Raw genomic sequence first — 25,526 nt, 5'->3', positions numbered from 1 at the left:
CTGTGCGTTGGATGGAAGCCGGCCGCGCCGCCGCCGTGGCCGAAGCATAGCCCGGCCGGCGGACACCGGCGCGGCGGCGTGCCGGGCGCGCGCCCGGCACGCCCTGGCCGGCAAGGCCTGTCGTGAATCTGGCGTGCCGCTGTCGTGGTCCGGCGCGCGGCGTCGCGGCAACGTGCCGGCTCCCTTACCATCGCCGGGCGGTCACCGTGGACGAGAAACCGATGAAGATCGACGCCAACCGGATCAGGACATTGCGCGAGGCGCGCGGCTGGTCGCAGGAACACCTGGCCGCCGTGGCCGGGCTGAGCGCGCGCACCGTGCAGCGGCTGGAAGCCGAGGGCAAGGCCTCGCATGAATCGCGGATGGCGGTGGCTGCGGCGTTGGAAGCCGATTCGGTGCAATTACTCCAAGCCGATACGCCGCCGCAGGCAGCGTCCGCTTCAATGCAGAACCCCAGTCACCTTGAAAAGATCATCCCTTGGGCAATGCTCTTTTTGCTGGCATTGGCCTGGTTCGGCTACAGCGTCGGCAAGGATCTCGCCGTGCGCGACAACTCGCGCTGCGCCGACAATCCCGTCCAGTGCAAGCACTGAGTTGCCCTCGACGCCGTCCGTCCCGTGTCGGCACTGAAGGTTCATCGCTGAACAGTGGGACGCTGGATAGCCGGCAACGACGGGCGCAAAAACGAAAACACCCGGCCAGAGCCGGGTGTTTCGAAGCCTCAAGCAGGCCGGTCTTTACTTCGCCTTGCCCTGGTTGGCCACGGCCTCGGCCGCCTTCTTCGCCGCTTCCGGGTCGCCCAGGTAGCGGAACGACTGCACGCTCAGGTCTTCGTTCAACTCGAACAGCAGCGGAATGCCGGTGGGGATGTTGAGCTCGAGGATCTCCTCGCGGCTGACGTTGTTGAGGTACTTGTACAGCGCGCGCAGCGAGTTGCCGTGGGCGGTGACCAGCACGGTCCTGCCGTCCTTGAGCTGCGGGGCGATGGCGTCGTGCCAGTACGGCAACACGCGGTCCAGCGTGGTGGCCAGCGATTCGGTGGCCGGCAGCGCGTTGCAGTCCAGGCCGGCGTAGCGGCGGTCGTGGATCGGGTGGCCCGGGTCTTCCAGGTCCATCGGCGGCGGCGGGATGTCATACGAACGGCGCCACACCTTGACCTGCTCCTCGCCGTGTTTCGCGGCGGTCTCGGCCTTGTCCAGGCCCTGCAGGCCGCCGTAGTGGCGCTCGTTGAGGCGCCAGGACTTGTTGACCGGCAGCCAGTCCTGGCCCAGCTCGGCCAGCGCGCCCTGCAGGGTGTGGATGGCGCGCTTGAGCACCGAGGTGTGGGCGACGTCGAACTGCAGCCCTTCCTCCTTCATCAACCGGCCGGCGGCGGCGGCTTCGCGGCGGCCCTGCTCGGTCAGGTCCACGTCCACCCAGCCGGTGAAGCGGTTGTCGAGGTTCCACTGGCTCTGGCCATGGCGCAACAGCACGAGTTTGCGGGTCACTGCGAAAGTCTCCGGGTCGGGGGAAAGGGAACCGGCCGATTGTAGCCGCATCGCTCCGCGCACCCTGCACCGCGCGCCCACGGCGGTATGGCAGGCTTGCCGCATGCGCTTCCAGCCCCCCGCCGACATCGCCCCCGCTACCCTGGCCGAGCTGCGCCGCCAACAGGTCGAACTGGCCGCGCGCGTGCAGCTGGACGACCGCCTGTCCGGGCTGCCGGCGCGCGTGGCCGGCGTGGACAGCGGTTTCGAGGACGAGGGCCGCATCACCCGCTCGGTGGCGGTGCGAGTCGATGGCCTCACCCTGCAGGCCCAGGAATCGACGCTGGCGCGCCTGCCCACCGCCCTGCCCTACATTCCCGGCCTGCTCAGCTTCCGCGAGCTGCCGGCGGTGCTGCAGGCCCTGCAGCAACTGCAGGAAGCGCCGCAGCTGGTGCTGGTGGACGGCCACGGCATCGCCCATCCGCGCGGGCTCGGCATCGCCGCGCACCTGGGCGTGCTGACCGGCCTGCCCAGCATTGGCGTGGGCAAGAGCCGGCTGGTCGGCGACTACGCCGAACCCGGCCCGGAACGCGGCGACCACGCGCCGCTGTTCCACCGGGGCCGCCAGGTCGGCTGGGTGCTGCGCAGCAAGCCGCGCTGCAATCCGCTGTTCCTCTCGCCGGGCAACCATGTCTCGGTGGAAGCCTGCCTGCCGCTGGTGCTGGCCTGCCTCACCCGCTACCGCCTGCCCGAGCCCACGCGCCTGGCCGACCGCATCGCCTCGCGCCGCGACGGCGGCGGCTGATTCCATCGCGGCAACAGTCCGTTACGGCGCGGCCGCCGGCAAACGCGCGCGGCGCGTGCCATCCTGCCCGTCCCCGTACCGGAGCCCTGCCATGACCACGATCATCAGCCCCCGCGTCCACGATCTCGGCGGTTTCCAGGTGCGCCGCGCCGTGCCGACGCTGCAGGCGCGCAGCGTCGGGCCGTTCGTGTTCGTCGACCACATGGGCCCGGCGGTATTCGCGCCCGGCCAGGGCATCGACGTGCGCCCGCACCCGCATATCGGCCTGGCGACGGTCACCTTCCTGTGGTCCGGCGCCATCGGCCACCGCGACACGCTCGGCTCGGAACAGGTCATCCGCCCCGGCGACGTCAACTGGATGACCGCCGGCCGCGGCATCGCCCATTCCGAGCGCACGCCGCCGCCCGAACGCGAGCACGACCATCCGCTGCACGGCATGCAGACCTGGGTGGCGCTGCCGAAGGCGCATGAGGAAACCGCGCCGGAGTTCCATCACTTCAGCGCGGCGCAGCTGCCGCAGCAGCGCCGCGACGGCGCCTGGCTGCGGGTGATCGCCGGCCGCGCCTATGGCGAGGAATCGCCGGTGCGGGTGTTCGCCGACACGCTCAACGTCGCCATCGACCTGGAACCGGGCGCGGAGATCGACCTGGACACCTCGCACGTGGAGCGCGCGCTCTATGTGCTGGAGGGCGAAGCCCAGCTCGATGGCGTGGACATCCCGGTCCAGCACCTGGTGATCCCCGAGCCGGGCGCGCGCGGGCGCCTGCGCGCCAAAACCCCGCTCAAGGCGATGCTGATGGGCGGCGAGCCGCTCGACGGCCCGCGCCACCTGTGGTGGAACTTCGTCTCCAGCTCGAAGGAGCGCATCGAGCAGGCCAAGGACGACTGGCGCGAGGGCCGCTTCGGCACCATCCCCGGCGACGACAAGGAATTCATCCCGCTGCCGGGCTGAGGCGGCCGGTTAACGATTTCGATACCTCGCCGTCACGGTTCTTGGTTATTTTGCCTGTGCCCATTCCGGGCCATTCCGGGGAAGACACGATGAGCATGGGGAAGCGACTGGCGGCCGAGTTTCTCGGCACCTTCTGGCTGGTGCTGGGCGGCTGCGGCAGCGCCGTGCTGGCGGCCAAGTTCGGCGGTGACGGCAATCCACTGGGGATCGGTTTCCACGGGGTCGCGCTGGCCTTCGGCCTGACCGTGCTGACCGGCGCCTACGCGTTCGGGCACATCTCCGGCGCGCACTTCAACCCAGCGGTCAGCCTCGGCCTGTGGGCCGGCGGCCGCTTCGCCGGCAAGGACCTGGTGCCCTACATCGTGGCGCAGGTGCTGGGCGGCATCCTCGCCGCCTTCATCCTGCTGCAGATCGCGCAGGGCCAGGCCGGGTTCGCCATCGACGGCAGCCAGGCCGGCGCGTTCGCCAGCAACGGCTACGGCGCGCTGTCGCCCGGCGGCTACAGCGTGGCCGCGGCGTTCCTGTGCGAAGTGGTCATGACCGCGATGTTCCTGGTGGTGATCATGGGCGCCACCCACGGCAACGCGCCCACGGGCTTTGCGCCGATCGCGATCGGCCTGGCGCTGACCCTGATCCACCTGATCAGCATCCCGGTGACCAACACCTCGGTGAACCCGGCGCGCTCCACCGCGGTGGCGCTGTTCGCCGGCCCCGGCGCGATCGGCCAGCTGTGGCTGTTCTGGGTGGCGCCGTTCCTGGGCGCGCTGATCGGCGGCCTGGCCTACAAGTGGATCGGCAACGGGCAACGCTGAGGCGCCCGCGCACCGCGTCACACCGACGGCCCCCGCGCGGGGCCGTCGTCTTTTCCGCCACCGCCCGGTTTGCCGCGCCCGGCATTTTTGTAATACCGTGGAAACACAGCTGGCGCGCAACGGGGACGCGCGCATCGGGCAGGGGCAACAACGCCCGCAGGTGGAATCCGTTCCAGACAGACAACACTGCCGTCGCGCCCGCCGGGGCCGACGTTCCGGGGGAATGCATGCTGAAACATATCCGTAGGGTCGCCTGTGTACTGCTGCTGTCCGGCAGCGCCGCCGTGTCCGCGCAGCAGGTCGCGCAATGCCCGCAGCTGCCGCCAGGCAGCGGCCTGCAGTGGCAGGAACAGGCGCAGAACGACTTCATCGTATGCAAGGCCACCACCGCCGACGGGCGCACGGTCCTGAACGTGATGCTGACCGCGCGCGACCCGGCGCTGACCCTGAACCGCCCGCTGCGCGCGGAGAAAGGCAGCTTCGCCGGCGAGGACCTGTACTGGTACAGGCTGGACATGGGAGGACGCGACCTGCCCGGCCTGGAATCGCGGCGCATCACCACCGTGAAACTGGCGAAGAACCGCTACGCGCAGATCTGGATCGACGCCGGCGACGTCAGCGAACTGGCCACGCTGCAGCAGGTGACCGGCCAGTTGGGCGACGGCAATACCGGCTTGGCCGGCAACGGGCAGTAACCCGGTTTTCGGGCACGGCCGCAGCGGCGGCGCGATCGGCGGCGACGTCCCGCAGGGCGCCCGCGGCGCGCCGCGACCGGCAACGCGCGGGCGGCGGGGTCAGAAGCGCCCTTCCTGGTAATCGATGAAGGCCTGCATCAGCTGCTCGCGGGTGTTCATCACGAACGGCCCGTGGCGCGCCACCGGCTCGCGCAGCGGGCGCCCGGCCACCACGATCAGGCGCGCGCCCTCCGCGCCGGCCTGCAGGCGCAGCCCGCGGCCGCCGCCCAGCACCGCCAGTTCCTGCCGCGCCACCTCGCGCGCGGCCTCGCCGCCGCCCAGCGTCAGCCCGCCCTCGAACACGTAGGCGAAGGCGTTGTGGCCGTCCGGCAGTTCATAGGACCAGCCGCGCCCCGGCGCCAGCTCCACGTCCAGGTACAGCGGGTCGGTGGCCGGCTGCACGATCGGACCGCGGACCTCGCCCACCTGCCCGGCGATCACCTTGACGGTCACGCCCTCGGCCGGGGCGGCTTGGGGAATGCGGTCCGGGGCGAATTCCTGGTACTTAGGTTCGGTCATCTTGTCGCGCGCCGGCAGGTTCACCCACAGCTGGAAACCGCGCATGCGCCCGGACTCCTGCTCGGGCATCTCCGAATGCACCAGGCCGCGGCCGGCGGTCATCCACTGCACGCTGCCGGGCGTGAGCAGGCCCTCGTTGCCGTGGTTGTCGCGGTGGCGCATGCGCCCGTCGAGCATGTAGGTGACGGTCTCGAAGCCGCGGTGCGGGTGCTCGGGGAAGCCGGCGATGTAGTCCTCGGCGCGGTCGGTGCCGAATTCGTCGAGCATCAGGAACGGGTCCAGGTCGGGCAGCGCCGGGGTGCCGATGACCCGGGTCAGCCGCACGCCGGCGCCATCGGACGTGGGCATGCCGCGGATGCTGCGCAGCACGCGCGCGAGGTTCTGGTCGCTCATGGTCAAGCCTCCCTTGGAATGCCCGGACAATGGGCGCCGCGCGCGGCCGCGCCAATGCCCACCGCCGCAACCGATCGTTCCAGCCCCGGTGTCAGCGGCGCGTCGCGCGCCGGCCATGCGCCGGCGGCAAGGCGGCCTAAGACCAAAGTCGCACGCCTCCGGGGCCGCCGGAGCGTTGACCCCCGGCCGTGGCGGGAGGACTCTTGCAACGGTCTTCCCGCGAGGTGACTCGATGAAAGGTTTCTCCAAGGCCGGCTGGGCGCTGCTGTCCCTGATCGGCGCGTTCTGCCTGGGTGTCGTGGCGCTGCGCCGCGGCGAACACATCAACGCATTGTGGATCGTGGCCGCGGCGGTCTCGCTGTACCTGGTCGCGTTCCGCTACTACGGGCTGTTCATCGCCAACAAGGTGCTGGGCGTGGACCCGACCCGCGCCACCCCGGCGGTGATCCACAACGACGGCCTGGACTACGTGCCGACCAACAAGCACGTGCTGTTCGGCCACCACTTCGCGGCGATCGCCGGCGCCGGCCCGCTGGTGGGCCCGGTGCTGGCCGCGCAGATGGGCTACCTGCCCGGCACGCTGTGGCTGATCGCCGGCGTGGTGCTGGCCGGCGCGGTGCAGGATTTCATGATCCTGTTCATCTCCAGCCGCCGCAACGGCCGTTCGCTCGGCGACCTGGTGCGCGAGGAAATGGGGCCGGTGCCCGGCACCATCGCCCTGTTCGGCGTGTTCATGATCATGATCATCATCCTCGCGGTGCTGGCGATGATCGTGGTCAAGGCGCTGGCCGACAGCCCGTGGGGCATGTTCACCGTCATCGCGACGATGCCCATCGCCATCCTGATGGGGCTGTACATGCGCTACATCCGCCCGGGCAAGATCGGCGAGATCTCCATCGTCGGCCTGGTGCTGCTGCTGGCGGCGATCTGGTACGGCGGCAAGGTCGCCGCCGACCCGGTGCTGGGGCCGATGTTCACCTTCACCGGCGTGCAGATCACCTGGATGCTGATCGGCTACGGCTTCGTCGCCGCGGTGCTGCCGGTGTGGCTGCTGCTGGCCCCGCGCGATTACCTGTCCACCTTCCTCAAGATCGGCACGATCGTCGGCCTGGCGATCGGCATCCTGATCGTGATGCCGGAACTGAAGATGCCGGCGCTGACCCAGTTCACCGACGGCAGCGGCCCGGTGTGGAAGGGCGGCATGTTCCCGTTCCTGTTCATCACCATCGCCTGCGGCGCGGTGTCCGGCTTCCATGCGCTGATTTCCTCCGGTACCACGCCCAAGCTGCTGGCCAACGAAGGCCACGCCGCCTACATCGGCTACGGCGGCATGCTGATGGAATCGTTCGTGGCCATCATGGCCATGGTCGCCGCCTCGATCATCGAGCCGGGCATCTACTTCGCCATGAACAGCCCGGCGGCGGTGATCGGCACCGACGTGGCCAACGCCGCGCAGGTGGTCAGCAACTGGGGCTTTGCGATCTCGCCCGAACAGTTGACCGCCACCGCCGCCGAGATCGGCGAGAACACCATCCTCTCGCGCGCCGGCGGCGCGCCGACGCTGGCGGTGGGCATCGCGCAGATCCTGCACGCGGTGCTGCCGGGCGACGGCATGATGGCGTTCTGGTACCACTTCGCCATCCTGTTCGAGGCGCTGTTCATCCTCACCGCGGTCGATGCCGGCACCCGCTCGGGCCGCTTCATGCTGCAGGACCTGCTGGGCAACTTCGTGCCGGCGCTGCGCCGCACCGATTCGTGGGTGGCCAGCTTCATCGCCACCGGCGGCTGCGTCGCGCTGTGGGGCTATTTCCTGTACCAGGGCGTGACCGACCCGCTGGGCGGCATCAACATGCTGTGGCCGCTGTTCGGCATCGCCAACCAGATGCTGGCCGGCGTCGCCCTGCTGCTGTGCGCGGTGGTGCTGTTCAAGGCCAAGAAGGAGAAGTACGCCTGGGTGCCGGTGCTGCCGGCGCTGTGGCTGCTGGTGTGCACCACCGCCGCCGGCTTCATCAAGATCTTCTCCAGCGAGCCGGCGGTGGGCTTCATGGCGCAGGCGCACAAGTACCGCGACGCCATCGCTGCGGGCAACCTGCTGCCGCCGTCCAAGGACTTCGGGCAGATGCACCAGGTGATGGTCAACAACTACATCAACGCCGGCCTCACCGCGCTGTTCCTGTTCGTGGTGTTCGCGGTGCTGGTGTATTCGGTCAAGACCATCGCCGCCGCGCGCCGCTCGCCGGTGCGCACCGACCATGAAACGCCGTACGTGGCGCTCAAGCCGCACGAGGTGGACCTGTAATGGGCACCGCCCTGGTCCCGGCGGGCCAGCACCAGGCGTTCCGCCGCACCTGGCGGCGCCTGGTGCAGACCGCGCGGCTGTGCTGCGGCGTGCCGGACTACGACAACTACGTGCGGCACATGCGCGAAAAGCACCCCGAGCGCGAGGTCATGGACTACAAAACCTTCTTCCGCGAGCGGCAGGAGGCGCGCTTCGGCGGCGGCAAGGGATTCCGCTGCTGCTGAGCCGGCGGCGATGCAGGAACGCAGAAGGCCGCCGAAAGGCGGCCTTCCCGTATCGGAAACCTGCTTCATGTAGATGCGGGGTTTGCCCCGCATGGGGTTTCCCGGCAAAGCCACGTGCGGGGCAAGCCCCGCACCCACGGCAGCGGCGCTACGCGCCGGCCATCCACTTGAGCATCAGCCCGGTCATGTAGGCGATGACGGTGCCGGTCGCGTAGCCCACGGTGCCCAGCAGCACGCCCACCGGCGCCAGCGTCGGGTGGAACGCGGCGGCGACCACCGGCGCCGAGGCCGCCGCGCCGATGTTGCCCTGCGAGCCGATGGCGAAGAAAAACAGCGGCGTGCGCAGCAGCCGCCCGACCAGGTACAGCAGGCCGATGTGCACGCCCATCCAGATCACGCCCAGCAGGAACAGCCACGGCCGGTCGACCAGCGACAGCAGGTCCATCTGCATGCCGATGCAGGCGATCAGGAAGTACAGGAACAGCGTGCCGATCTTCGACGCGCCGGCCGCCTCCAGGTTGCGCGCGCGGGTGAAGCTCAGCAGCAGGCCGGCGATGGTGGACAGCATCACCACCCAGACGAAGGCCGAGTCCAGTGACGCGCGGCTCGCCCAGGCGACGTTGGCGCCGAACCAGGCCGCCAGCGGCGTCGCCAGCGCGTGCGCCAGGCCGACCACGCCCAGGCCGACGCCGACGATCACCATCAGGTCGGTCAGGCTGGGATTGCGTGCGCTCCTGGCTTCGTACTCGGCGATGCGGCGCTTCATGTCGTCGATGGCCGACGTGTCGGCGCCGGTGCGCGCGTCGATGGCCTGCGAGCGCCCGGCCAGCCACAGCAGCACCGCCATCCACAGGCTGGCGCAGGCCACGTCCACCACCGCGAACTGACCGAAGGTGGTCGCATCGACGTTGAAGGTCTCGCGCATGGCGGCCATGTTGGCGCCGCCGCCGATCCAGCTGCCGGCCAGCGCGGCCATGCCGGCCCAGGTATCGCCGGCCACCGTTTCCGGATGGAGCAGCTTCATGATCTGGAACGACAGCGCCGCGCCCAGCACGATGCCGACGGTGCCGGTGACGAACATGATCAGCAGCTTGGGGCCGAGCCGGGCGATGCCCTTCAGGTCGATGGACAGGGTCAGCAGCACCAGCGCGGCCGGCAGCAGCACGTCGCGGGCGATGGGGTTGTAGAGCCGGGTGCCGTGGCCGTCGATCAGGCCGGCGGTGTTGTAGATGGCCGGGACGAAATAGCACAGCAGCAGGGCGGGTACCCAGGCGAAGACTTTCTTCCAGAACGGGGTCGGCCCGCTGGCCAGCCAGAAGATCAGGGCCAGCGTGGCGGCGATCAAGCCAAGGCCGACGATGTCGTTGGTGATGAGGGCGGTACTGCTTTCGGTCGGCATAGGGCCAGTTCCTGTCGATCGAAGGGAAACAAAAACGCCACGTTGGTGACGTGGCGTGGGGAGCGAAGCCTAGCACGGGCCGGCGGGCGAAGGGGCGGCCCCGGCCGCGCGGCGGGCAGCCTGCCTGCAGGAGCGGCTCGACGTGGCCTCGGGCCATCAGCCGCGAAACCGCGCTCCCCGACATGGCGTTTTTCGCGGCTGATGGCCCGAGGCCACGTCGAGCCGCTCCTACGGGGGCGCTATCAACCCGCGCCGGCCATCGCCCGCAGGGTGATGCCGACCACGTAGGCCGCGCCCGTGCCCACCGCGTAGCCCAGCGTGCCCAGCAGCACGCCCACCGGCGCCAGCGCCGGGTGGAAGGCCGAGGCCAGCACCGGCGCCGAGGCCGGCCCGCCGATGTTGCTCTGCGAGGCGATGGCGAAATAGAAGAACGGCACCCGCAACAGCTTGCCGGCCAGCCACAGCAGCACGATGTGCACGCCGATCCACAGCACGCCCAGCAGGAACAGCCAAGGTTTCTCCAGCAGCGCCAGCAGGTCCATCTGCATGCCGATGCAGGCGATCAGGAAGTACAGGAACATCGAGCCCCACTTCGAGGCGCCCACGCCTTCCAGCTCGCGCGCGCGGGTGAAGCTCAGGCCCAGGCCGATGAAGGTCGCCAGCAGCACCACCCAGACGAAGGGCTTGTCCAGGCTCACCGATGCCGACCAGCCGACGTTGGCCGCGAACCAGCCGGCCAGCGGCGCGGCCACCGCGTGCGAGACCGCCACCGCGCCGAACGCCACGCCGGCCATCACCATCAGGTCGCCCAGCGCCGGGATGCGCGCGTGCTGGGCCTGGTAGCTGGCGACGCGGTCGCGCAGGTCGTCCAGCGCGGTCGTGTCGGCGCCGCTGCGCCGGTCCATCGCCGGCGCGCGCGAGGCGAAGAAGATCAGCACCGCCATCCACACGTAGCCGACGCCCACGTCGACCACTGCGAACTGGCCGAAGGTGGTCGCGTCGACCTCGAAGATCTCCTTCATCGCCAGCATGTTGGCGCCGCCGCCGATCCAGCTGCCGGCCAGCGCGGCCATGCCGCCCCAGGTGCTGCCGGTCACCGTTTCCGGATGGATGAGGCACATCAGCCAGAACGCCACGAACGCGCCGAGCATGATGCTCAGCACCGCGGCCACGTACATGGCCAGCATCTTCCAGCCCAGGCCGAGGATGCCCTTCAGGTCGATGGACAGGGTCAGCAGCACCAGCGCCGCCGGCAGGAACACGTCGCGCGCGATCGGGTTGTAGAGCCGGGTGGTCTCGCCGTCGATCAGCCCGAAGGTGTTGTACACGCCGGGGATGAAGTAGCACAGCAGCAGCGCCGGCACGACGCCGTAGAACTTCTTCAGCAGCCGGTTGCTGCTGCCCGACGTCCAGAAAATGGCGCCCAGCGTGGCGGCGATCAGGCCGAACACGATGATGTCGTTGCTGATGAGTGCGCCGGAAGCGGCTGCCGTCATCGTCTTTCCCCTTGGTGCGTGAGTGTCGGGAGCTGCCGCCGCCGCTCCCCTCTCCCGACGACGGAAGAACGATCACGGATGCGCAGCCATGTCCGGCCACCGTTCCCCGCCGCCTGCGGGGAGGGACCTGAAATCGCAACCTTCCTGGTCGCGCCCCTCCACCGCCTGTGGTGGGGCCCAAGGCCGGGCGCGGCCCGCATCCGGGCTGCCGCCGCCCCGCCACGAAAAAGGGCATGCCGGTGGCATGCCCTCTTCCTGCATTACTGGCCGATGTGCTGCTTCAGCCAGGCGTTGACCGTGTCGTGCCACTGCACACTGTTGTGCGGCTTGAGCACCCAGTGGTTCTCGTCCGGGAAGTACAGCAGCTTCGATTCGATGCCCTTGCGCTGCAGCGCGGTGAACGTGGCCAGACCCTGCTCCACCGGGATGCGGAAGTCCTGCTGGCCCTGCACCACCAGCATCGGCTTGCTCCAGTTGGCGACGTGGTTGACCGGGTTGAACTTCTCGTAGTTCTGCGGGACCGCGTACGGGGTGCCGCCCTGCTCCCACTCGGTGAACCACAGTTCCTCGGTGGCATAGCCCATGGCGCGCTGGTCGAACACGCCGTCGTGGTTGACCAGGCACTTCCACGGCTCGTTCCAGTTGCCGGCGATCCAGTTGACCATGAAGCCGCCGTAGCTGGCGCCCAGCGCGCAGGCCTTGTCGCCATTGAGGAAGCCGTATTTCTGCTGCGCCGCGGCCCAGCCCTTCTGCAGGTCTTCCAGCGGGCGGTCGCCCCAGTGCTGGCTGATCGCGTCGGTGAAGGCCTGGCCGTAACCGGTGGAGCCGTGGAAATCGATCATCACCACCGCGTAGCCCTGGCCGGCATAGGTCTGCGGGTTCCAGCGGTAGCTCCAGCCGTTGCCGAAGCTGCCCTGCGGGCCGCCGTGGATCAGGAACGCGACCGGGTACTTCCTGCCCTCCTGGTAGTCGTGCGGCTTGACCACGTAGCCGTGCACGGTTTCGTCGTTCCAGCCCTTGAACGAGAACTGCTCGAAGGCGCCGAAGTCCACGCCCGGCAGCATCTCGCCGGCGCTGGGGGTGATCGCGCGCAGCGGCGCGCCGGCGGCGGTGGTGGTGAAGACCTGGTCGCCACTCTTGAGCGAATTGCGGGTGAAGGCCAGTGCGTCGCCGGCGAGGTCGAAGGACGAAATGCTGCCCTCGCCCACCACCTTGCTGACCGCGCCATCGGCCACCTTCACCGCGAACAGCGGGTGCTCGCCCATGTCCTGGGCGGTGGTGTAGATCGTGCTGCCATCGGCGGACAGGGTGATGCCGTCGGCCGAACGGTCCCACTGCGGGGCGATCTCGCGCACCTTGCCGCTGGCCAGGTCCAGCGCCATCAGGCCGAAGCGGTCGGCCTCGAAGCCCGGGCGCTTCATCGCGCGGTAATACAGGGTCCTGCCGTCGGCGCTGAACACCGGGCCGGCATCCCAGGCCGGGTTGGCGGCGGTCAGGTTGACCGGCGCCTGCTTGCCGGCGGCATCGAGCCGATACAGATCGAAGTTGGTCGACCACGGCTCCTGCTTGCCCTGCACGCGGATGCTGGCCACCACCGACCTGCCGTCCGGCGACCATACGAAGTCCTCGTTGCCGCCGAACGGCTTGGACGGCGCGTCGCCGGCCAGGCTGGCGCTGATCGCCGTGGCGGTCTTCGCGGCGGCGGCGTTGGCGGCCGGCAGCGGCGCCACGAACAGGGTGTTGCGGCGGCCATCGGCCCAGGTGTCCCAGTGGCGCACGAACATGCTGTCGAACACCACACCGCTGTTCTTCGCCTGCTCGCGCTCCTTCAGGCGCGTGGCGGTGCAGGACAGGTCCGAACCGCAGTCCTGGAACGCGCCGGTGCTGAACAGCACGCGGTCGTCCTGCGGCGAGACCCGGTAGCTGTCCACGTCCAGCGCGAAATCGGTTAGCTGGCGCGGCGCGCCGCCGGCCACCGGCATCGCATACAGCTGCTGGTTGCCGTTCTTGGCGCTGAGGAAGTAGACGGTGCGGCCATCAGCCGACAGCGCGGCCGAGTTGACGTTCCAGCCTTCCGGCGACAGCCGCTTCGGCGGGGCCATGTCGCGGGTGCGCAGGTCGCGGATCCACAGGCTGCTGCTGGCCTTCAGGTCGGCATCGACCACGCGCTTGGCGAAGATCACCTGGGCGCCATCGGGGGTGAGCAGCGGCGCGGACACGCGGTCCAGCTTCACCATGTCGCGGACTTCGAAGCCGCGGGCGCTGGCCAGCGAGGGCAGCGCGGCGAGCAGGCACAACGGCAGCAGGGCGTGACGGAGCTTCATGGGATTCTCCCGGGAACAAGGCAAACCACGGATGGTAGGCGCGGCCGGCACCGCCGCGCAAAGGCTTGAAGTCATGTCCCCGGCTCCGCCCACAACGGCAAAGCCCCGCCGGAGCGGGGCCTTGCGCGTGGAACCGGAGGACGGGCCGGAATCAGCCCTGGGCCGACGTGGCCTGCTCGCCCTTCTTCCCGACCCGGTACAGCAGCCAGCCGACCAGGAACAGCACCGCCAGGCCCACCCACTGCGCCGCGGCGCCCAGGCTGAGCGGCAGCGCCAGCACCTCCGGGTTCTGGGTGATGACGATCGGCAGGGCGATGGCGATGCCCATCAGCGCCTCGCCGGTGATCAGGCCGGCGGAGAACAGCACGCCCGGGCGGTGCACGCGGTCCAGCGCGGCCTCGTCGTCGGCACGCACCTTGTGGAAGCGCGCCACCAGGTGCGCCAGCAGGCCGCCGAGGAAGATCGGCACCATCAGCTCCAGCGGCAGGTAGATGCCGATGGCCGCGGCCAGCACCGGCACGCGGAAGCGCTTGCCGGTCTTCTTCAGCCAGCCGTCGATGGCGATCACCACCGCGCCGATGACGCCGCCGATGATGATCATGGTCCAGGGCAGGTCGCCGCCGAACAGGCCCTTGGCGACCGAGGCCATCAGGTTGGCCTGCGGCGCCGGCAGGGTCTTGGAACCGATGCCGTAGGCCTCCTGCAGCAGGTTCAGCACCGGCGCCATGATCAGCGCGCAGGAAAACGCGCCGATGCCCAGCATCAGCTGCTGCTTCCACGGCGTGGCGCCGACCAGATAGCCGGTCTTGAGGTCCTGCAGGTTGTCGCCGCCGACCGCCGCCGCGCAGCACACCACCGCGCCGATCATGATCGCCGCCACCGCGCCCAGCGGCGCGCCGCCGACCTGCACCTTGCCGCCCTCGCCCAGCAGCATCAGCAGCACCACCGAGGCGAACAGGATGGTGGCGATGGTGATGCCCGAGACCGGGTTGTTGGACGAGCCGACCAGGCCCGCCAGGTAGCCGGACACCGACACGAACAGGAAGCCGGCCACGATCATGATGATCGTCATCGGTACGCTGACCAGCCACTGGCCGACGATGGCCTGGTACAGCGCCAGCAGCGGCAGCACGAACAGCACCAGCGCCACCAGCATCCACTTCATCGGCAGGTCGCGCTCGGTCTCGGCCAGCGGGGTGGCGCCGGCGCTCTTGCGCGCGGCCGCGAAGCCGCTCTTGATGCCGGCCAGCAGCGACTTGCGCAGCGAGAACAGGGTCCACACCCCGCCCACCAGCATCGCGCCCACGCCCAGGAAGCGGATCTTGGACGACCAGATGGCGAAGGCCGCATCCGCCGCCGGCGCGCCGGCGATGCTGGCGGCCAGCTGCGGGTCGCTGCCCAGGAACAGGCCGTGGTACAGCGGGATGGCGATGTGCCAGGACAGGATCGCGCCGGACAGCACCACGATGCCGACATTCAGGCCGACGATGTAGCCCACGCCCAGCAGCGCCGGCGACAGCCCGGTGCCGAGGTAGCCGATCACCTTGTTGTTGGCGAAGTAGCCGGCGATGGCCCAGCTGTCGGGGATGACTTTCAGGCCGTTGGCGGCGGCCAGCTTGACCACGCCGCCGATGGCGGCCGAAATGCCGAGGATCTTCAGCCCCGGTCCCGGGTTCTCGCCGGCCTTGAGCACTTCGGCCGCGGCTTTGCCTTCGGGGAACGGCAGCGGATCCTCGACGATCATCGAGCGCCGCAGCGGCACCGAGAACAGCACGCCCAGCAGGCCGCCGAGGCCGGCGATGCCCAGCACCCACCAGTATTTGAAGTCCGGCCAGTAGCCCATCAGGATCAGCGCCGGGATGGTGAAGATCACGCCGGCGGCGATCGAAGAACCGGCCGAGGCGCCGGTCTGGACGATGTTGTTCTCCAGGATGGTGCCGCCGCCGAGCAGGCGCAGCACGCCCATCGAGACGACGGCGGCGGGAATGGCCGTAGCCACGGTCAGGCCGGCGAACAGGCCCAGGTAGGCGTTGGCGGCGGACAGCACCACCGCCAGCACGATGGCCAGGACCACCGCGCGGAAGGTGAGCTGCGGGGGTGCAGCATTGTTCATGAAGGTTTCCCGCTGGCAAAAAACGCTGCAACGCTAACGTCCGCTTAACGGCAAGTCCAGTTGTGCCGCAGCATGCGCCGCCTGCGGCCGCCATCGGACCGCAGGCGCGCACTCCGGTACGCCACGCGGCTTTGCCGGTGGTGTCGGTTCGCGCGCTGAAGTGCGCTCCGGCCGGGGTGGGCTGCCCTGGACCCGCGGCCCGCGCCGTGCCCGGCTCCTATACTTGCCGCCGATTCCGCAGCCGGCTCCCCGATGCACGCCACCGCCGTTTCCCCGTCCAGCGACTTCCTCGGCCACCCCAAGGGCGTCTACGTCTGCTTCTTCACCGAGATGTGGGAGCGCTTTTCCTTCTACGGGATGAAGGCGCTGCTGCTGCTCTACCTGACCAAGTACCACCTGTTCGGCGACAAGGCCGGGCTGGACCTGCTCGGCGCCTACGGTGGACTGGTGTACTGCGTGCCGGTGTTCGGCGGGCTGCTCGCCGACCGCTGGCTGGGCATGCGCAAGGCGGTGGTGTTCGGCGGCACCCTGCTGGTGCTGGGCCACCTCGGCATGGCCTTCGAGGGCCATGCGGCGCACCGGGTCGGCGGCGAGGTGGTGCGCGACGACACCGCGCTGGGCGTGACCTACCTGTCGCTGGCGCTGATCGTGATGGGCGTGGGCTTCCTCAAGCCCAACATCTCCACCATCGTCGGCAAGCTCTACCCGGAGAACGACCCGCGCCGCGACTCGGGCTTCTCGCTGTTCTACGCCGGCATCAACCTCGGCGCGCTGTTCGCCTCGCTGGTCTGCGGCTTCCTCGGCGAGGCCTACGGCTGGAAATACGGCTTCGGCGCCGCCGGCATCGGCATGCTGGTCGGCCTGGCGATGTTCCTGTGGGGACAGAAGTACCTGCAGGGCCATGCCGAACCGCCGCAGCCGGCCGCGCTGCGCGAGCGCGTGGCCGGGCTGCCGCGCGAATGGCTGATCTATGCCACCGCCATCGTCGGCGTGCTGCCGGTGGCCGCGCTGATGTGGGCCGCGGCCAACGGCGCCTTCGCCCTGGGCGGCGAGATCAGCCTGGCGCTGATGCTGATGATCGTGGTGCTGGGCGGCGTGCTGCTGTGGTTCGCCTGGTTCACCGGCACCCGCTGCACGCCGGTGCAGCGCCAGCAGATGATCGCGCTGATGGCGCTGATCTTCATGGCGCTGGTGTTCTTCACCCTGTACGAGCAGACCTATGGTTCGTGGGTCACCTTCACCGACCGCCTGCTGACCAAGGACCTGGCGCCGTCGCTGGTGGTCCGCGACGGCACGCCGCTGCCATGGTCGATCGCCTCGCTGCTGCTGGCGCCGCTGGGCTTCGTGGTCGCCGCGCGCCTGTCCGAGCGCAACCCGGCCTCGAATGCGCCGCGCGTGCTGTTCGCCGTCATCGTCGCCGCGATGCTGGTCATGCTGGTGCGCGACTGCCTGGTGCTGCCGCAGACCGCCGGTTCGCTGACCTACCTGGGCGCGCTGTTCCTGGTGCTGCTGGCGCCGCTGTTCGCCGCGCTGTGGGCCTGGCTGGACCGGCGCGGGCGGGATCCGTCCAAACCGGTGAAATCCTCGTTCGGGCTGGTGTTCGGCGCGCTGTCGTTCGTGCCGCTGGCGCTGGCCGCGCAGCACGTCGGCGCCACCGGGCAGATGGCCAGCGTGTGGTGGCTGGTGCTGGCCTACCTGGTCCTGGAGATCGGCGAGATGTGCCTGTCGCCGGTGGGCCTGTCGGCCGTCACCCAGCTGGCCGCGCCGCGCGTGGTCAGCCTGATGATGGGCACCTGGTTCCTGGCCACCGCCTTCTCGGAAACCTTGGCCGCCCTGTTCGGCAAGCTCGCCGCCATCGACGTACCCGAGGGCGAGGTGATGGACATCGCCCAGGCCGCCGCCCGCTACGAACACCTGTTCTGGCTGCTGATGTGGATCGGCCTGGGCTGCGCGGTGCTCGCCCTGCTCGCCTCGCCGCTGCTGAAGCGGATGATGCACGGCGTGCGCTGAGATCGCACAACGGTGGGAAAACCAACGGCGCCGGAGGGCGCCGTTGGTTTTCGTGGGCCGCGGATCGCGCCTACTTCGCGGTATCGCCACCGAGGTGCCGCGAGAAGAACGCCAGCAGCCTACCGTAGTACTCGCGCTGGTGCGGCTCGGTATAGAAGCCGTGGCCCTCGGTACCGTAGTACAGCGATTCGACAGGGACGCCCGCCTTCTTCAATGCGGCCTCCATCATGCGGGTATGTTCGACCGGGGCGATCTCATCCTCGCCGCCCGCCGCCAGGAACACGGGGACCTTGATCCGGTCCGCCATGCGGTTGGGCGAAACGGCGGCCAGCGCGGCCATGTCCTCGCCCACCCAGTCCCTGGACCAGTTCCCCAGGCTTCGCCGCTTGCGGCCATCCTCACGCTGCATCATCGGCAGGTCGTAAACACCGACGTAGCCGGCCGCGCAACGGTACAGCGACGGCTCCTTCGCCACGCCCATCAGCGCCGCATAGGCACCATAACTGGCCCCGTAGATGCAGATCTTCGCCGGATCGGCGTGGCCCTGCGCGATCGCCCATTTTGTGGCATCGGTCAGGTCGTCCTGCATGGCGCCGCCCCATTGGCGGGCGCCGGCATTCTGGAATGCCCAGCCGTAGTTGCCCGAACCGCGGTAGTTGACCTGCATGACCGTATAACCGGCCGCCGCCAGCATCTGCGCATCGCGGTCGTACTGCCATGCATCGAAGATGCCGAACGGCCCGCCATGCGGCATCACCACCATCGGCCGGGCGCCCGATGCGGCGCGCGGCCGGGTCAGGTAGCCATGGATGGCAAGCCCATCGCGGGCATTGAAGGCGATGGGCTCGACCGTGGCCGCGGTGTCCGGATCGACCCAGCTGCCGCTGCTCACTACATGCGCCACCTTCTTGTTCGCCGTGTCGAACAGGTAGAAGTCGCCAGGGCTGTTGCCCGACCACACCCGGATCAACAGCAGCTTGCCGTCGCGGGTGCTGGAAGTGATGCGCACGGACTGGCCGGGAAACGCGGCTTCCAGGCTGCGGTACTGGCGGGCTTCCGGCGAAGCATCGTCGAAGAAAAGATTGCGATGTCGTCCATCCATCACCTGCGCGCCAACCGGAATCGAGGTGCCGTTGCGATGGAGGACCGTCAGCGGATCGGCACCGGCGTGGTGCAGCACGGCCGTGCGCGCGTTGGTGGCCGGATCCCAGGCGACGATGCGGTCGGTGCCGGCATCCTCGCCCCGCACCTGCAGGTAGGCGAGACGATTGTCCTGCGAGAACCCCAGCGGAATCTCGATCCTCCTGCTGGCGTTCTGGTCGTTGACCAGGCGCCAGTCGCTGCCGGCGGCATCGCGGTAGTAAAGCCTGCTGGCGTTGTCCACGTCCGCACCGTACGCCAGCCGTACCTCGCCGGTGTTGTCGGTGACGAAGCTCGCGCGCCGCACCGGCGCACGCGCCAGCGTGGTGCGGCGGCCGCTGCGCACGTCCAGACGCTCCGCCCGCGTAAAGGGCTCGTCGCCCAGCAACGGCCATACCGAAATCACCGCGTGGCGGTCGTCATCCGGCAGCACGTCAGTCAGGAACGCGGCCACATCCTCGACCTTCTTCGGCTGGATGCGCGTGCCGGCGCCCTTGCCCAGTACGCGGAAACCGACCAGCAGGTCGGGCTGCCCGCCATCGGCGTTGATCGCATAGATCTCGCCCGTCGGCTGGGGCTGGTCGAGCATGCCGAACTTCTGCGCGATGCCGATGAGCACGCGCTGGTCGTTCACCCATTCGAAATCACTCACGTGCGTGTTGCGCCCCGGCATGAACGTGCCGGTGGGCTTGAAATCAGTCCGTCTGAAGATTACCAGGGCGGTCTTGTCCTCCAGCGGCACGGTCGCCGCGTAATACTCGCCGGACGGCGAGATCTTGATCTCGTTGAAGTCATCCTTGCGGGTGAACTGCCCCAGATCCACCGCCGCGCTTGCCTGCGCCGCCGTTACCAACAGGGCCAGCAGCAGCCCCCATTTTTCTGCCTTCATTCCATGCCTCGCTGGCTGTCCGTTCCATCGAGGGCGATTCTAGCCATGCAATGGAGCTGTGTGCACGCGGTGGGGCGATAACGGGCGGCGTGCCAGCCTCGCCGGACCAAAGCGTCCACGCATTACGGAACACAGGCCGGAGTGCCGTCCACGCCGCAGCGGCAGGACGCCGCTCCGGCTGTCGGCCCGCATGCCGATCAGAAATCGACGTCGAGGTTCACGTAGACCGCGCGGCCCTGGATGCCGTAGATGTTCTGGTAGAACGGGTACCAGGTCATGCTGGCGTCCTTGGGGCCGTAGCGGTCGAACAGGTTGGTCACGTCCACACCCAGGCGCAGGTTGTCGGTGATCTTCCTCGACAGGCTGGCGTTCCACTGCACGTACGACGGCAGGTGGGCGCTGGCCTGGTAGTTCACTCGCGCGCCATTGCGGTAGCCGTACATGCTGGCCGACCAGTCGCCGCGGTTCCAGCCCAGCGTCCAGTTGGTGCGCGAGCGGAACGCCAGCGGCTGGTCGCCGCAGCTGTAGGTCGCCGCGTAGGAGCAGCCCATGTAATCCTGCCACGGGTCGCCGGCGGCGATCTGCACGTCGTAGCCCAGCGTGCGGCTGTAGCCGGCGTTCAGATTGAAATCGCCGAACCGGTCCCAGCTCCAGGCGTATTTCAGGCTTGCGTCCACGCCCTTGGTGCGCACGCCGGCCTGGTTGATCGCGTCGAGAAAATACTCGGTGACGCCGCCCGCCGCGTCGCGTTTCACATAGTCGAGATAGATCGCACACGCGCCCGAATTCGGATCGACCGCCGTGCCGTCCACGCGCCGCCCGAGCAGGCAGCTGGCGTTCTCGCTCATCAGCGTCGCGGTATCCAGGTACTGGCTCTTGCCCTTGAGCGTGATCTCCCAGTAGTCGGCGCTGATCGACAGCTTGTCGGTGACGTCCCAGACGATGCCCAGGCCGTTGGAGGTGGCGGTTTCCTCGTGCAGGCGGCTGTTGTTGCCGCCTTCCACGTACCAGGCGCTTTCGTGGTGGTCGGTGGCGCACTGGGCCAGCCCGGCCGTCGTGGTCAGGTCCAGGCCGTCCAGGCGGCACAGGTAGTAGTTGGTGATGTAGTCGTCGTAGTTGGTCACCGGCTCGCCGTACAGCCACATGATGTTCGGCGCCATGAAGCTGGTCTGGCGGCTGGCGCGCAGCAGCAGGTTGTCGAACGGCCGCCATTCCAGGCTGGCCTGCCAGGTGGTCGCATCGCCCACGTCGGAGATGTCGTCGTACTTGTCCCAGCGCCCGGCCACGTTCGCCACCAGCCGCTGCAGCAGCGGGATGCGGAACTCGACGCCGGCGCCGTAGCGGTCGCGCGGCCCGCCGCCGGATACGCCGGTGTGGTTGAAGGTCTTGTCGGCGCCGGCGTAGGCGCCCAGGCTGCGCCGGTCCGGGCGCAGTTCGTACTTCGAATGCGAGGCCTCGAACACCGAGGCCATCTCCACGTCGCCGGCTGGCAGCGCGAACAGCGCGCCGCCGAGGACGAACTGCGCCTGCGCGGTCTGCGACAGGTTGCGGTTGCGGATGGTGTCCACCATCGAACCGTACTGCTGCGGCGTGATCGGCCCGAACAGAACCGCAGGATCGATGTGGTACAGCGGCGCGCCATCGACCTCGCCCACCGCCTCGCCGAACAGGTAGCGGTGCACGCGGTCGGTGATCAGCTGCTTCCAGCTGCTCTTCATCTCGTCGCGCGACAGGCTGAGGCTTGCGTCCCAGTCGAAGCGCGAACCGAAGGTGCCGCGCACGCCGGCGTTGGCGCTGAGGGTCGTCTCGTCCCACAGGCGCATCGGCGCCCCGCCGATGTCGTTGGGATCGAGCGCGCGCCAGTACTCGAACTGGCCGATGTCCACGTCGTAAGCGTTGCCGGCGTTGTACAGGTACATGCTGGTGCGGTGCGCCGCTTCGCTGCGCGAGCGCTGCACCAGCAGCTGCCCGTAGGCCTCCACGGCGTCGCTGAAGCGGAAGCTGCCTGACACGTAGGCCGAGGTCTTGTCGTACTTGTTGGCCAGCGTATCGCCGTCGTAGTAGTTGGCATTGCCGCAGGCGTAGGGCCGTTCGGCGCTGGCCGAGCCGTACATCGGGAAGTAATTGCGGCCCATGGTGCGGCAGGTGCGTTCCAGTGCCGCCGCAGCCGAATCGGCATCGACGTCGCCGGCGTAGAGCAGCCGGCCGTCCTGGCCCAGCCAGTAGTAGTCGTTGTAACCGGCGTCCATCAGCGCCGTATCCAGCCCGAAGGTGGGACGATTGCTGCCGGCGTTGCCCGGCGCGTTCATGCCGGTGCGGATGATGTTGCCGCGCTGCCAGGAGAAGATCGGCTCGCGGTTGAGCTGCTCGAACGCGTAGGTGACGCTGCCGCGGCCCCACGCCTTGCCGCCGCTGAACTGGAACTGCCCGGTATCGCCGCCGCCACGGGTCGTGGTGCCGCCGCGCACGCGCAGGTGGTTGCCCTCCCAGTTGTCGCGGGTAACGATGTTGACCACGCCGGCCACCGCGTCTGATCCGTAGATGGCCGACGCGCCGCCATTGAGCACTTCGATGCGCTCGACCACCACCGCCGGGATGCTGCCGACGCTCACGCCGGTGGACGCCGCGCCGGAACTGGCCGCGTACTCGGTCATGCGCTTGCCGTTGAGCAGGATCAGCTGGTATCCCACGCCCAGACCGCGCAGGTTGAGGAACGCCGCGTCGGGCTGCGAGGAACTGGCGTTGAACTCACCGCCGACGACATCGCCGTTGAACTGGGTCAGGGTCTGCAGGGTTTCGGCCACGGTGCTGTAACCCTGCCTGCGGATGTCCTCGCTGGTGATCACCACCACCGGCGACGGGCCCTCGACCTCGGCGCGCTTGATGCGCGAACCGGTGACTTCGACCTTGTCCAGCGTGCGCGCGACATCGCTGCCGTCGCCGTCCTCGCGCGTCGCGGCCTGTCCTGTCTCCTGCGCATGCACGGCATCGGCCGCCGATCCCGCGAGCGGAATCGCCAAGGCCATGAGAAGTGCCGCGCCCAAGCGGCTGCGCTGCGGTTGCTGGTGGCGAAGGCACGTCATGGTTCGTCTCCCCGGTTGCATGGCATGGATCGGCTGGATGGCGGCGCGGTGACTGGGCAACATCGATTTCAGCTTTTCCTTCTCCTTCCGGGAGAAGGTGCCCGAAGGGGCGGATGAGGATCCGGACGAAGCACTCGTGCGGCCTGGCTTGGGCCCGCACCCTCCCCAGCCCCTCGCCCGAGGAGGAGAGGCGTTTGAACCGAAACTTCGTGCTGATCAGGTGCGAGCACGGGATCTGCCGCAAAGGACAGTCCTGTCGTTTCCCGGACGCGGACCTGTCCATCGGCGGTGCCTTGGGCAACACCGGGCACGATGCCTGCCTCCCGGAAACGTTCCGATCATGCGGCGGCACTGCGATCGCCCATTCCCGGAACATGGCATCGATCCTAGGCGGCACCGCGCCCGCCACGCATCGGGAGAAACCCCGATTCTTCGCGCGCCGGAACGACCTTCGCCTCCATTGTTCAGTCGCATCGGAAACCACGGAAAACACGCTTGAAAAAGCAGCCTGAAAAGGCTTGGATGCGCATGTGGATGCGGTATCGTTGCCGCGGCCCGTCGCACTCCGGCGCGCAGCGCACACCGCGCTCCGCACCGGCCGAACCACTCCCGCATGCGTCGCGATGCATGTGGCGCCCTTCCGAACAGACCGGGGAAAAGATGAAGATCCAGGCACCTCGCATGGCCGTTCTGGCGCTCGCGCTATTTTCCGCCATGGCCGACGCGCATTCCGGCACGTCCGCTCCCGCTGCCGTGACCCGTCAGGGATGCGGCGCGCCCGCGTCGAAGGAAACAGACGCCGTACGGAGCAGGCGCGACGCCTTCGAGGCGGCGATGCGTTCGCATGCCGTCCCCGGCGCGCAGCTGATCCATACGCGCGACGGAATCGCCGAGCTGTATTGCCATGGCGTGCTGAAGAACCACGCCGCGGCGAAGGTCGGCGGCGACACGGTTTTCCAGGCCGCGTCGCTGTCCAAGGTCGTCGCCGCCTACATCGCGCTGCGCCTGGTGGATGAAGGGAAACTCGACCTGGACACGCCGCTGTGGGACTACTGGCAGTCGGAAAGAACGAAGGACAACCCGCAGGCACGCAGGATCACCACGCGCATGGTGCTCAACCACACCAGCGGACTGCGCAACTGGCAGATATCGCCGTCGGACCCGGCGATCGACCGCACACCGCTGGAGAGCAGGTTCGCGCCCGGCGCGCACTACGCCTACTCCGGCGAGGGCTTCTATCTGCTGCAGCGCACACTCGAGCACATCACCGGCTCGCGCTGGAACGCGCTGGCGGCGCGCGAGGTGTTCGCGCGGTTCGACATGCCCAGCAGCAGTTACCTCACCGACCACGCCTTCGACGCGCGCAACGCGTCCGGCCACGGCAAGGACGGCGCGCCCGAACCGGACCGCGTGTTCGCCTGGGAGAACACGGCGTGGACGCTGGTCACCAACGCCCACGACTACGACAACTTCATCCAGAAGGCGCTGTACCGCGGCGAAGGGCTGACGCCGGCCATGCATGCGCTGATGTTCGCCCCGTCCAGCGATGCCGACGACCCGGCTTCGCCCAGCCCGGCCGATCCGTTCATCGCCTGGGGTCTGGGCGTCGGCCTGCAGGACGCAGACGGCAGGCGGCTGGTCTGGCACTGGGGCGACAACCCCGGCTTCAAGGCGTTCTTCATGCTCGACCCGGCCAGCGGCGAGAGTCTCGTGCTGTTCACCAACAGCGAGAACGGGCCGGCCGCCTACAAGCAGGTGCTGCGCGCGTTCATGGGCCCGGGCAGCTACCCGGCGGTCGACTGGTCCAGCACGCAGGACTGACGCGGACGGGAGGCCGGTTGCGGAGATGCCGCAACCGGCCCGGTCGTTGCAGTCAACGCGCGCTCAACCCCATACCGAAGGTTCCGGCATCGACATGCGCCCGCGCTCGTAGACGATGCCGCCCGGCCAGTCCTCGGCCTGCAGCCACGGGCCGTCCAGGTCGCAGACTTCGCACAGCTGCGCCAGCACCATGCCCGGCGCGACCGACACCGAACCGCCGAGCATGCAGCCCACCATCAGCCGGAAGCCCGCCGCCCGCGCGGCCGCGGCTAGTTCCAGCGCGGCGGTGAGGCCGCCGGTCTTGTCCAGCTTGATGTTGACGAACTGGTAGCGGCCGACCAGCCCGGGAAGATCGTCCAGCGTGGACAGCGCTTCGTCGGCGCAGACCGGAATCGCACCGTCGTAACCGAGCAGGCCATCGCTGTCGGCCACCGCTATCGGCTGCTCGAGCAGCTCCACGCCGAACGGCTGCAGCGCAGGCACGTACGCGCGCAGTTCCTCCACGCTCCACGACTGGTTGGCGTCGACGATCAGCCGCGCCCGCGGCGCGCCGCGGCGTACCGCGGCCACCGCGTCCAGCGGCGGGCCCTTGCCCACCTTCACCTTGAGCCACGGGTAATCCGCATGCGCGCGCGCGGTGCTTTCGTAGGCGGCGATGTCGCGGATGCCGATGGTCACCGCGCTGTCGACTGGTTGCCAATGACGGATGCCGGCATGTGTCCACGCCGGCACGCCGCTGCGTCCTGCTTCCAGGTCCCACAGCGCCGCGTCCAGCGCATGCCGCGCGCCGCCGGCCGGCAACAGCCGCAGCAGGTCGTGGCGGTCGCAGCCCTGTTCCAGGTCCGCGCGCACCTGTTCGATCTGCGCGAGCATGCTTTCCGGCGTCTCGCCCTGGTAGCCGACGCCGCCGGCCTCGCCGCGGCCGACCAGGCCGTCCTCGTGCAGTTCGACGATGACCACGCGGGCCTCGCTGCGCACACCGCGGGCGATGGCGAAGGGTTCCCTCAGTTTCCAGGCATGCGGCCTGGCGTGCAGCGTGCGCGCCAT

Annotated in this window: 18 protein-coding genes; 9 read left to right on the top strand and 9 right to left on the bottom strand. The window is 69.0% G+C overall.

What is annotated here, in order from left to right; translation table 11 throughout:
* Positions 1-221: 221 nt before the first annotated feature.
* Positions 222-593 (top strand): helix-turn-helix domain-containing protein, encoded by a 372-nt coding sequence (locus ABTV91_RS08055; RefSeq protein ID WP_433854019.1) that lies wholly within the window; start codon positions 222-224, stop codon positions 591-593.
* Between the two features lie 144 nt (positions 594-737).
* Here ABTV91_RS08055 and gpmA read toward each other — a convergent pair whose 3' ends face one another.
* Positions 738-1,487 carry a 2,3-diphosphoglycerate-dependent phosphoglycerate mutase gene (gene gpmA / locus ABTV91_RS08050; RefSeq protein ID WP_433854018.1) on the bottom strand — a complete coding sequence of 250 codons (750 nt, stop codon included), beginning with the start codon at positions 1,485-1,487 and terminating at the stop codon, positions 738-740.
* Positions 1,488-1,590: 103 nt separating this feature from the next.
* On the opposite strand from gpmA, the gene nfi reads away from it, so the two are divergent.
* The 4 genes from nfi (at position 1,591) to ABTV91_RS08030 (ending at position 4,730) form a co-directional block, all read left to right on the top strand.
* On the top strand, positions 1,591-2,271 hold the full coding sequence (gene nfi / locus ABTV91_RS08045; protein WP_433854017.1) for a deoxyribonuclease V: 681 nt from the start codon (positions 1,591-1,593) through the stop codon (positions 2,269-2,271).
* 91 nt (positions 2,272-2,362) lie between these two features.
* Complete coding sequence (locus ABTV91_RS08040) at positions 2,363-3,223, top strand: pirin family protein (protein WP_433854016.1); 861 nt, start codon at positions 2,363-2,365, stop codon at positions 3,221-3,223.
* An 89-nt stretch (positions 3,224-3,312) separates the two neighbouring features.
* Positions 3,313-4,035, top strand: a complete 723-nt coding sequence (gene aqpZ, locus ABTV91_RS08035) for an aquaporin Z (protein WP_433854015.1) — start codon at positions 3,313-3,315, stop codon at positions 4,033-4,035.
* Between the two features lie 239 nt (positions 4,036-4,274).
* On the top strand, positions 4,275-4,730 hold the full coding sequence (locus ABTV91_RS08030; protein WP_433854150.1) for a hypothetical protein: 456 nt from the start codon (positions 4,275-4,277) through the stop codon (positions 4,728-4,730).
* A 99-nt stretch (positions 4,731-4,829) separates the two neighbouring features.
* On the opposite strand, the gene ABTV91_RS08025 is transcribed toward ABTV91_RS08030, so the two are convergent.
* Positions 4,830-5,681: a pirin family protein gene (locus ABTV91_RS08025; protein ID WP_433854014.1), complete on the bottom strand. Its 852-nt coding sequence runs from the start codon at positions 5,679-5,681 to the stop codon at positions 4,830-4,832.
* 232 nt (positions 5,682-5,913) lie between these two features.
* Between ABTV91_RS08025 and ABTV91_RS08020 the strand changes: the two genes are divergently transcribed.
* Together ABTV91_RS08020 and ABTV91_RS08015 are read left to right on the top strand one after the other, a co-directional pair.
* The gene (locus tag ABTV91_RS08020; protein ID WP_433854013.1) at positions 5,914-7,980 is read left to right on the top strand and encodes a carbon starvation CstA family protein; all 2,067 of its coding nucleotides are present in this window, start codon (positions 5,914-5,916) and stop codon (positions 7,978-7,980) included.
* Positions 7,980-8,204 (top strand): YbdD/YjiX family protein, encoded by a 225-nt coding sequence (locus tag ABTV91_RS08015; RefSeq protein WP_054664081.1) that lies wholly within the window; start codon positions 7,980-7,982, stop codon positions 8,202-8,204. Before ABTV91_RS08020 ends, ABTV91_RS08015 begins: the two co-directional genes overlap by 1 nt.
* Before the next feature lie 148 nt (positions 8,205-8,352).
* Here the strand turns inward: ABTV91_RS08015 and ABTV91_RS08010 are convergent, their stop codons facing one another.
* From ABTV91_RS08010 to ABTV91_RS07995, 4 genes are all read right to left on the bottom strand, one after another.
* On the bottom strand, positions 8,353-9,603 hold the full coding sequence (locus ABTV91_RS08010) for a DUF819 domain-containing protein (protein WP_433854012.1): 1,251 nt from the start codon (positions 9,601-9,603) through the stop codon (positions 8,353-8,355).
* Between the two features lie 242 nt (positions 9,604-9,845).
* A complete protein-coding gene (locus tag ABTV91_RS08005; protein ID WP_433854011.1) occupies positions 9,846-11,099 on the bottom strand; it encodes a DUF819 domain-containing protein in 1,254 nt (417 codons plus the stop codon).
* Positions 11,100-11,359: 260 nt separating this feature from the next.
* Positions 11,360-13,423, bottom strand: a complete 2,064-nt coding sequence (locus ABTV91_RS08000) for a prolyl oligopeptidase family serine peptidase (RefSeq protein ID WP_433854010.1) — start codon at positions 13,421-13,423, stop codon at positions 11,360-11,362.
* A 151-nt stretch (positions 13,424-13,574) separates the two neighbouring features.
* Positions 13,575-15,536 carry an OPT family oligopeptide transporter gene (locus ABTV91_RS07995; RefSeq protein WP_433854009.1) on the bottom strand — a complete coding sequence of 654 codons (1,962 nt, stop codon included), beginning with the start codon at positions 15,534-15,536 and terminating at the stop codon, positions 13,575-13,577.
* A 252-nt stretch (positions 15,537-15,788) separates the two neighbouring features.
* On the opposite strand from ABTV91_RS07995, the gene ABTV91_RS07990 reads away from it, so the two are divergent.
* The gene (locus ABTV91_RS07990; RefSeq protein ID WP_433854008.1) at positions 15,789-17,546 is read left to right on the top strand and encodes a peptide MFS transporter; all 1,758 of its coding nucleotides are present in this window, start codon (positions 15,789-15,791) and stop codon (positions 17,544-17,546) included.
* Positions 17,547-17,616: 70 nt separating this feature from the next.
* Here the strand turns inward: ABTV91_RS07990 and ABTV91_RS07985 are convergent, their stop codons facing one another.
* Both ABTV91_RS07985 and ABTV91_RS07980 read right to left on the bottom strand, forming a co-directional pair.
* A complete protein-coding gene (locus ABTV91_RS07985; protein ID WP_433854007.1) occupies positions 17,617-19,575 on the bottom strand; it encodes an alpha/beta hydrolase family protein in 1,959 nt (652 codons plus the stop codon).
* A 197-nt stretch (positions 19,576-19,772) separates the two neighbouring features.
* The gene (locus tag ABTV91_RS07980; RefSeq protein ID WP_433854006.1) at positions 19,773-22,601 is read right to left on the bottom strand and encodes a TonB-dependent receptor plug domain-containing protein; all 2,829 of its coding nucleotides are present in this window, start codon (positions 22,599-22,601) and stop codon (positions 19,773-19,775) included.
* Positions 22,602-23,180: 579 nt separating this feature from the next.
* Here ABTV91_RS07980 and ABTV91_RS07975 point away from each other — a divergent pair.
* Positions 23,181-24,479: a serine hydrolase domain-containing protein gene (locus tag ABTV91_RS07975; RefSeq protein ID WP_433854149.1), complete on the top strand. Its 1,299-nt coding sequence runs from the start codon at positions 23,181-23,183 to the stop codon at positions 24,477-24,479.
* A gap of 63 nt (positions 24,480-24,542) precedes the next feature.
* On the opposite strand, the gene dgcA is transcribed toward ABTV91_RS07975, so the two are convergent.
* Positions 24,543-25,526 (bottom strand): N-acetyl-D-Glu racemase DgcA, encoded by a 984-nt coding sequence (gene dgcA, locus ABTV91_RS07970; RefSeq protein ID WP_433854005.1) that lies wholly within the window; start codon positions 25,524-25,526, stop codon positions 24,543-24,545.

This window comes from Stenotrophomonas nitritireducens (genome assembly GCF_050984405.1).
Classification (GTDB): Bacteria; Pseudomonadota; Gammaproteobacteria; order Xanthomonadales; family Xanthomonadaceae; genus Stenotrophomonas; species Stenotrophomonas nitritireducens_B.
Note: the sequence above shows the minus strand (reverse complement) of the source record. Positions and strands in the feature narration are given on the sequence as shown.